Source organism: Streptomyces sp. NPDC059564 (assembly GCF_042735575.1).
GTDB lineage: Bacteria > Actinomycetota > Actinomycetes > Streptomycetales > Streptomycetaceae > Streptomyces.
Map to the genome: position 1 here is coordinate 1 of NZ_JBHWBP010000350.1, position 8,020 is coordinate 8,020.

An 8,020-nucleotide genomic window follows, 5' to 3' on the forward strand; every position below is an offset into this window, starting at 1 on the left:
GGGAAGCACCGCCCTACGGTCCCCGGCCCGGCGGGCCGCCAGGCCGTCCCGCCCTGGCCGTGGATCCGGTGCGGGTCGCGGAAGAGGTCCTCGACGCCGCGCTCCAGGAGCTCGCTCAGGTGATGGTCCGCGATGACGAGGTCGCGGACCGCGAGCAGTTCCGGGATGTCCTCGTGGGCGACGGAGAGGTCGCACAGGACATCGGCGAGGTCCTGGCCCGCGGGCAGCAGGGCGCACGCGGGCGTGCGTCCCGCCGGCCGGGTCCCGGTCGACGGGACCGGCTGGGTCTCGGTGGTGGTCACTGGGGTCTCCTCCCGCTGATGTACTGGCCCCCTCTTGCGACGGGCTTTCGAGCCTAGGGACGCGGAGTGCGACCGGCCCCGTCCGGTCGGATGACCGGGGGGACGACCTGGGGCTCCGGGGACGGCCCTACCGCATTGGTGGCGCACGCGGTACTCCCGCACGGGCGACAGCCGCAGCGCGGGACGGCTTCCTCGTGGGCGGGCCAGGGATGTCCTCCCCCTCGTCGTCCGAACGGAGGACGGCTTACGCACGGGCAGCCCCTAGTGTCGAAATCCGGTCCGGCGTTCCCTGCCGGTGCCAGAGCACCGGCGCGGAAGAGTCCCCGGTCCAACGAACCGGACGACCGCGCCATCGGGGCCGAACCCACCACTCGGCGCACTCGGACGAGCACGCCGATGAACGGAAGGAAGGAACTGCCATGCAGATGTCCAACGAACTGGCCCGCGCCATCGTGTCGGAATTCGGCGCGACGCACGCCAGCGTCTACTGCGCCTCGTAGCGGAGCTTCGCGGAACGTCTCCAGCGCGGCCAACGACGGCGGCCCTCCCCCGGGAAGGCCGCCGTCTACGTGCCCGGGACCGGTTGCCCGCTGACACGGCGTACGGCACCTCGCGCCCCTACGCCCGGTGTTGCCTTCCCGCGTTGATCCGGCCTCTCGCGGTTCTCCCTGCGTTCTCCCGAGCAGCCGCTGCGACCGCCGGCGCGACGCGCCCGCGCTGCGTCGTCGGCTCCCGGGTCCCCCTGCGTGCCTCGCGCAGGCCCGGCCGCCGTACCGTGGTCTCTCCGACGTCCCCGGAGAACGGACGAACGGTCCCATCCGTGGCGGCGCCAGGATGAAATCCTGGCGCACGTCGCGGATTTCGATCTCGCGGATCCGTGCGAAGACCCGTGTCGGCGGCACCTCGCGCGATGTGCCCAGTACGACTCGACGTGTCCGGCGGCGGGCGGGCGCGTAGCGTGCCAACCGGAGCCGTTCACCCGGCAGTACCGAGATCCGCGCGGTGTTCACCCGGTGATGACCGTGCGGTGTGCCTTCTCCTGTGCGGCCGCCGCGGAGGGCGGTGTCGGCTTCACCGTCGGCGGGCCTTGTTGATGTCCAGGGCCGTCTTGAGACCCTTCTCCCGTACGGCCTTCACCGCCACGGAGAGCCTGCCGGCGGAGTGGAACCGGGTTCCGTGACGGCGCAGCGCCTTGTGGTCGATGTCGAAGCCGAGGCCCGGGGAGGTGGGGAGCTCCAGCTCTCCCCGGTCGTGCGTCCACGGTACGGCGAGGACGGCGTCCCGGGCCGGGACCGTCCACGACGGGGGGTTGATCGGGTACTCCAGCAGACCCTCCTCCCTGTCCCCGCCCGCCGCCATCAGCTGGAGGTTGACGGCGAACCCGATGCCGTTGGTCCACGTGTGCGGGGTGTACGGGAGCCCGGCCGCGCGGCACAGGCGGATGACCTCGAGGGTCTGGGCGATGCCTCCCGTGAACATGGCGTCGGGCTGGAACCAGCGGTAGCAGCGGCGCTCGATCATCATCCGCAGCTCCGCCAGCCCTCCGGTGTGCAGTTCGCCGCCGGCGATCGGGACCTTGCTGTACCGCGTCAGCTCCGCCAGGTCGTCGTACGCGTCCATCGGCAGGGGCTCCTCGATCCACGCGACGCCCATGTCCGCGCAGGCGTCGGCGAAGCGCTTGGCCCGCGCCAGGTTCCACAGGGGAGCATCGGACACCGTGGTCACCCGCCATGCCTGGTTGGCGTCCACCGCCACCTTCATACGGTCGCCGACGGCGCGGACGACGGCCTCGACCTGGGCGATGTCCACGGATTCGGCGAAGTCGTGGACGCGGAGCTTGATCGCCCGGAAGCCCTCCCGGTACCTGGCTTCCGCCTCTTCGACCCGGGCCTCCGGTGAGCGCACCTCGCCGGTCGAGGCGTACAGGCGGACGCGCCCGCCATCGGCGCCGAGCAGGCGGTAGAGCGGCATCCCGGCCTTCTTCGCCTTGATGTCCCAGAAGGCGGGCTCGATCCAGTAGTGCCGCTGGCCGAGGTAGGACACATCCGGCTGTACGGAGCCCAGGGCATCCGGTACGCGGGGCGGGACACGAGCCCGCGGCGGGCGGCGAACTTCGGGGCCGAGCCCGCGACCGTCCGCCGGAACGGTCGCGGAAGTCGGCGAGGCGATTCCTCCTGAGGGTGCTCGCGCAGTGCGTCGTAGACGGGGAGCGGGCCGGCGGCCGAGGCGAGCCGGTGACAGCTCCGGTCGCCGGTTCCGCCCGCCGCGGGAGAACTCCTCTTCGAGTCGGTGGATTTTCTCCCACTCTCCGATCCTCTCTGCAAGGAGTTCTCTGTGCTCAGGCTTCGTCGCATGGCGGCCGCCGTGGTCGCCGCAGGCGCCATCGCGGTCTCGCTCACCGTCCCCGCTTCCACGGACGGAGCAGGCCCCGCCACACCGGTGTTCTCCGGCACGGCGACCGGCATGGCCATCGGCCAGTCGGGGGGCGGTGCGGCGACCAACCAGGATCCGCGGATCGTGGCCAGCGCCTACCAGAACGCCTCCTACAAGGCGTCCACCTACGGCTACGCCGCCGGCCAGTGCTCCGCAACCGGCTCGCCGAAGATCATCGCCGCCACCTACGACGGCCTGCAGTCGATCGAGGCGTACGTCCGCTGTACGGGTGACCCGGGCCCCGGCACCCGTCCCCTGGAGCGCTTCCTGGGCTACAAGTCCGACCATCTCAGCAGCACCACAGGCAGCCCGAACATCTCCTACAAGCGCGAGGGCGAGCTGGGCCGGCTGCACAACACCCAGCAGCCCGGCACCGTCCCCCTCTACATGTGCCAGAGCGGGAACGACACCTTCACCTCGATCCAGCCCAACTGCGAGGGCAGGGACTACGTCACCCGCCTCGGTTACATCGACGACACCCAGCCGGGCATGGTGCTGACCCGCCCGCTGCGGCGCTGCATGGTCACCGCGACCGGTGAGCACTTCGACTCCAACGACCTCAACTGCGAGGGGCAGACGGCCGAAGGCATCCTCGGATACACCATCGCCTGACCTCCGTCGGTGAGGTGACCGCCGGAACGGCGCAGCGGATCCGTTGAAGCCGTCCGGACGAGCGGGACCTTGAGTTCCACACGCTCACCGACCTCGTCCGGGAGTGGTGGGGGCGGGAGACCGGGAGTGCGGAGCGGTGTCCTGCGAGTCGATCGCCCGCTCCCCGGGCGAAGCCCTTCGCCGGGGTCAACGGGCGGCGAGCACGTACGTGTTCTCCAGCTCGTCCTGCACCACGTGGGCCTTCCCGTCGACGGTCCGGAGGTACTCGTCCTCCTCGGTGACGCGCACCGAGTACCGCCAGCCCCGGGGCAGGCGCAGTCGTTCTCCGAGGGTGCCGAGGGATTCCGCCGTCAGGGTGTCGTCGACGATGTGTGCGTACGCCTGCATGACGTAGGTGGCGCCGCCAGGTGCGTGCAGGCTGTAGACCGGCGCGCCGGCTTCGATGAGGTACTCGTTCTCCCGCTCGACCACGACTTCGTCGTAGTACCGCTTGGGTGCTGCACCGCTGGTGTCCTCTCCCGGGGGCACCACGAGCCGCGCGACGAGCCGGGCCTGCCGGCCGGCGAACGTCCTGACGCCACCGGCATCGAACGACGTGATCCTGTCGACCGTCCAGAAACGGGGGCCGTTCAGCCGGACGCCGGGCACGTTGCACTCCTGTGCGAGGGCGACGGGGTCGAGCGCGTCCCACCACTCCTGGGGGCACGCGTTGAGTCCCGTGGTGTTGTACACCGCCACGTGATGGCCTTCCGCCCGCGGCTCTACGAGGAAGATCTCGCCGTAGCGCAGGTTGCGTAGGCCGTCCGCGCGGCGGGGCTGTCCCATCGTGGACATGTCCTTCTCCTTTGCACTGGCCGAGGTGTCCTGCCGTTTCCGGGAGGGCACTGCCAGTCCAGCACCACACGGCCGCGCGCCGCAATCGGTCGATCTCAGGAACGGACGGACGAACGCGTGTCCTCCATCCGCAGAATCAGCGGCTGCCGTTCATCCCCCGCGTCCTCCGTTCGGACGACGGTGCGCATGGTCCCGCAGTGGTGGACTCGATGCCCTTCACGGACAAGCCGTGGTTCGAGCGAAAGGAACAACCCGACATGACCCTCACCAACGATCTGGCCCAGGCAATCGTCGCCGAGTTCGGCACCGTCCACGCCGCCGTCTCCGCCGAGTGACGACACGCCGTCGACGGCTACCAACCGCCCGACGGCCCAACGGGGATCCCCGCCCCTTGAGCCGATCCGGGGTCGCGCCACGGGCTCCCGCCACTGTTCGCCAGTGCCGGGAGCCCGTCGTGCGCCCGTACGCGGTGCGCCGGGTGGCGGCCCGCCCGGCAGGGACGCACGACCGCCGTCCGTGGCGGTGCGGCGTCGACGGTGCGGGGGCAGTGGAAGGAAGAACGGTATGGAGACCATGTTGGCCGGAGTGCTCCGGGAATCGATGACAGCCTGGCCCGCATTCCGGCGATTCACAGAGGTGCACCGCAGTGTGGCTGCGATTCGTCAGCGAGATTGCTCCTGGACCGGCAGCCCGTCCCGGCGGCTGACGTGCGGTGTCGACCGTTCGGAGGACACGGGTTCGTCCCGCAACGGGGTGGACGGTCGATCGGCAGGCGATCCCGATCCTCCTAGCGTCGTAAGGGTCCGCAAGACACGGCACCACCCGGGTCCGGCCCGGGTCCCGCAGACGATCGGCTGAAACCATGTGTGGCAGCACCATCACCGCAGCGCACGTACCCACCGTGCTCCTGAACTCCGGCACGTCCATGCCCAGCATGGGTCTGGGAACGTACGAAATACCCGACACCCAAGCCGAGGCGGTGGTCCGCTGGGCGGCCCGGGTCGGCTACCGCCTCATCGACACCGCCGCGAGCTACGGCAACGAACACGGGGTCGGCGCGGGCATCAGGGCCGCCGACGTACCCCGCGAGGACTTCTTCGTCGTCACCAAGGTCCGGGGCCGCGACCACGGCTACGACGCCACGGCGCGCGCCTTGGAAGCAAGCCTCCAGCGGCTGGGCCTGGACTACCTGGACCTCCTCCTCATCCACTGGCCGCTGCCGCGTCAGGACCGCTACGTCGACACCTGGCGTGCGATGGCGAAGCTGGCCGCCGACGGGCTGGTGAAGTCGATCGGCGTGTCGAACTTCACCCCGGCCCACCTGGACCGGCTGGAGCAGGAGACCGGCATCGTCCCCGCCGTCAACCAGGTCCAGATCAACCCCCGCCTGGCGCAGACGTCATGGCGGGAACATGCCGCGGCGAAGGGAATCGTCCTGCAGTCCTGGGGGCCGCTCAGCCACGGCGGATCCCTGCTCCACGACCCGATGGTGGAGGGCATCGCCAACTTCCACGGCAGGACTCCCGGCCAGGCCGTCCTGCGCTGGCACCTCGACAACGGACTGGTGCCGATCCCGAAGACGAAGCGGCCAAGCCGCCTCGCCGAGAACCTCGGCGTCTTCGACTTCCACCTGACCTCCAACGACCACCGCGACCTGGACCTGCTCGACGGCAGCCAGAGCGCCATGGACCCGGACACCCACGAAGAGTTCTGACCCGCTAGAACGCACCAGGGAGACACCATGACTTCGGCCCCGCTCATCCACCACGTGGCCCTGCTCGTCGCCGACCTCGACAAGGCCGTGGCCCGTTGGTCGGCCGCCACCGGCTACACGTTCAGCGAGGTGGCGCGCTACCGCACCGACCGGTACTGCGACCGCAGCAAGCCCGCACCCCACCACCACGACGCGCGCATCTCCTTCTCCAAGGAAGGGCCGCCCTACATTGAGCTCATGGAGTTCCACGGCTCGGGAACCCACGGGCCCGACCAGGGCGAGGGATTCCACCACCTCGGCTTCATGGACTGTCCCAGCCCCGAGGGCAAAATGATCGAACTCGCCTCGCTCGGGATCTTCGACGACGGCATGGCCCTGGGAGACGACGACCGGATCCTGCTGTGGTTCACCAGCAGGCAGGACCTGAACGGGATGCGGCTCGAATTCGTCAGCAGCGACCCCCAGCCCATCATCCGGGACGACGGCTCCGAGCCCTACCGCGACGCACGCGGCTGCCCCGTCCTGTGGCCGCCGGACGAGCAGTGATCCACCGCGCCGGCCCACCGGCCCCGCCTGCCCGACCCTCGCCGCCGACGCACCCAGAAAGGCAGCCCCATGACGTCTCAGGACCGCGCCGGGCCCGTCTCGGCCCGGCGGGCGCTGCGCGGCCGCGGCCGGGTGGGCCGGACGGTACTCGCACCGCTCGGCCCTCGTCTGGGCCGGAGTGGTGGCCGCGGCCGGCTGCGCGGTGGCGGCCGCCGCACCCGCGTTCGCCGCGCCGGTCGCGGGACGGCTGGTGACCGGCCTGGCGTTGGGGGCCGGCACGGGCTCCGCCCCGACCGCACGGCCGGCCGCGTACAGCCTGGTGGGCACACTGCGCGATCCTGCCCTGCGCAGACCGGTGGTCGTCGCCTGCGGGGCGGCGCTGATGGCCGCGTCACTGGCGGTCGCCGCGTGGGGCCTGCGGGCGTCCGCGGCGGCTGCCACCGGCCTGGTGACCGTCGCGGCGGTCCTGGTGTTCACAGCCTGCTACGCGTTCTCCGCGGGGCATGTTCGCCTTCATCACCGCGGGCTTCCTCGCCTTCACCCTCCTGTACGTGCCGGAGACCAGGAACCCGGCGCTGACCACGCTGGAGGCGGAACTCACCGGAGGTCCGGCGTTCCGGACACTCCAGCCGTCCGCCCGGTGAAACCGTCCGCCGCAAAGAACGAAGGGATCACCCCCATGAAGCCCCTGACGAACTGGGCGGGCAACGTCACGTTCGCCCCCGCCGGAGTCCACCAGCCCGCTTCCGTGGCGGACGTGCAGGCCCTGGTGACCACTCATCGCCGCGTCCGTGTCCTGGGCACCGGGCACTCCTTCAGCACCGTCGCGGACACCTCGGGGCAGCTGCTGCGCCTGGACCGCCTCCCCCCGGTCATCGACGTGGATCCAGCGCGCCGGACGGTACGCGTGAGCGCCGGCACCACCTTCGCCGAGCTCTGCCCCCGCCTGCACGAACACGGCCTGGCGCTGCGCAACCTCGGGTCACTGCCGCACATCTCGGTGGCCGGGGCCTGTGCCACCGGTACGCACGGATCCGGGGACGACAACCCCGTGATCGCCGCCGGCGTACGGTCCATGGATCTGGTGACGGCCGAGGGCGACCTGATCACCCTGGACCGGACCTCGCCGGACTTCGCCGGTGCCGTGGTCTCCCTCGGCTCCCTGGGGGTCGTCACCAGCCTGACGCTTGACCTCGTCCCGGCCTACGACGTCCAGCAGTACGTCTACACGGACGTCCCGTGGTCCTCGCCGGCCGAAAACTTCACGGACATCGCGGCGAGCGCCTACAGCGTCAGCGTGTTCACCGACTGGCGCGGGCACAGCCAGATCTGGATCAAGCACCGCATGGGTGCCGAGGCCGCGGACCTCGGCTGGACCGGCGGCGTCCTGGCCGACGCACCCGTGCACCCCGTCGACGGACACTCCGCGGTCAACTGCACGCCGCAGCTGGCCATACCGGGCCCGTGGCACCTGCGTCTCCCCCACTTCCGCGCCGAGTTCATGCCCAGCACGGGGAACGAACTTCAGTCGGAGTACTTCGTGCGCCGCGAGCACACCGGCCCGGCGCTCAAGACCCTG

At 70.8% G+C, this 8,020-nt stretch carries 8 protein-coding genes and 1 pseudogene; 6 read left to right on the plus strand and 3 right to left on the minus strand.

Annotation, left to right across the window (positions count from 1 at the left end):
* Together ACFV0Q_RS34620 and ACFV0Q_RS34625 are read right to left on the minus strand one after the other, a co-directional pair.
* Positions 1 to 302, minus strand: a pseudogene (locus tag ACFV0Q_RS34620) (hypothetical protein); the annotation flags it as partial.
* Between the two features lie 1,071 nt (positions 303 to 1,373).
* Positions 1,374 to 2,345 carry a mandelate racemase/muconate lactonizing enzyme family protein gene (locus tag ACFV0Q_RS34625; protein WP_385010948.1) on the minus strand — a complete coding sequence of 324 codons (972 nt, stop codon included), beginning with the start codon at positions 2,343 to 2,345 and terminating at the stop codon, positions 1,374 to 1,376.
* A gap of 291 nt (positions 2,346 to 2,636) precedes the next feature.
* Here ACFV0Q_RS34625 and ACFV0Q_RS34630 point away from each other — a divergent pair, with 291 nt between their 5' ends.
* Positions 2,637 to 3,347, plus strand: a complete 711-nt coding sequence (locus ACFV0Q_RS34630; RefSeq protein ID WP_385010950.1) for a hypothetical protein — start codon at positions 2,637 to 2,639, stop codon at positions 3,345 to 3,347.
* Positions 3,348 to 3,533: 186 nt separating this feature from the next.
* Here ACFV0Q_RS34630 and ACFV0Q_RS34635 read toward each other — a convergent pair whose 3' ends face one another.
* Entirely contained in the window at positions 3,534 to 4,181 is a 648-nt protein-coding gene (locus ACFV0Q_RS34635; protein ID WP_385010951.1) for a hypothetical protein, read from the minus strand.
* 209 nt (positions 4,182 to 4,390) lie between these two features.
* Here ACFV0Q_RS34635 and ACFV0Q_RS34640 point away from each other — a divergent pair, with 209 nt between their 5' ends.
* The 5 genes from ACFV0Q_RS34640 to ACFV0Q_RS34660 all read left to right on the plus strand — a co-directional run.
* Positions 4,391 to 4,516 (plus strand): hypothetical protein, encoded by a 126-nt coding sequence (locus ACFV0Q_RS34640; protein WP_385010953.1) that lies wholly within the window; start codon positions 4,391 to 4,393, stop codon positions 4,514 to 4,516.
* 527 nt (positions 4,517 to 5,043) lie between these two features.
* On the plus strand, positions 5,044 to 5,895 hold the full coding sequence (locus tag ACFV0Q_RS34645) for an aldo/keto reductase (RefSeq protein WP_385010955.1): 852 nt from the start codon (positions 5,044 to 5,046) through the stop codon (positions 5,893 to 5,895).
* Between the two features lie 27 nt (positions 5,896 to 5,922).
* On the plus strand, positions 5,923 to 6,441 hold the full coding sequence (locus tag ACFV0Q_RS34650; RefSeq protein WP_385010957.1) for a VOC family protein: 519 nt from the start codon (positions 5,923 to 5,925) through the stop codon (positions 6,439 to 6,441).
* Between the two features lie 503 nt (positions 6,442 to 6,944).
* Complete coding sequence (locus tag ACFV0Q_RS34655; protein ID WP_385010959.1) at positions 6,945 to 7,085, plus strand: hypothetical protein; 141 nt, start codon at positions 6,945 to 6,947, stop codon at positions 7,083 to 7,085.
* 35 nt (positions 7,086 to 7,120) lie between these two features.
* On the plus strand, positions 7,121 to 8,020 hold a 900-nt coding region (locus tag ACFV0Q_RS34660), incomplete at its 3' end, for an FAD-binding protein (protein ID WP_385010961.1).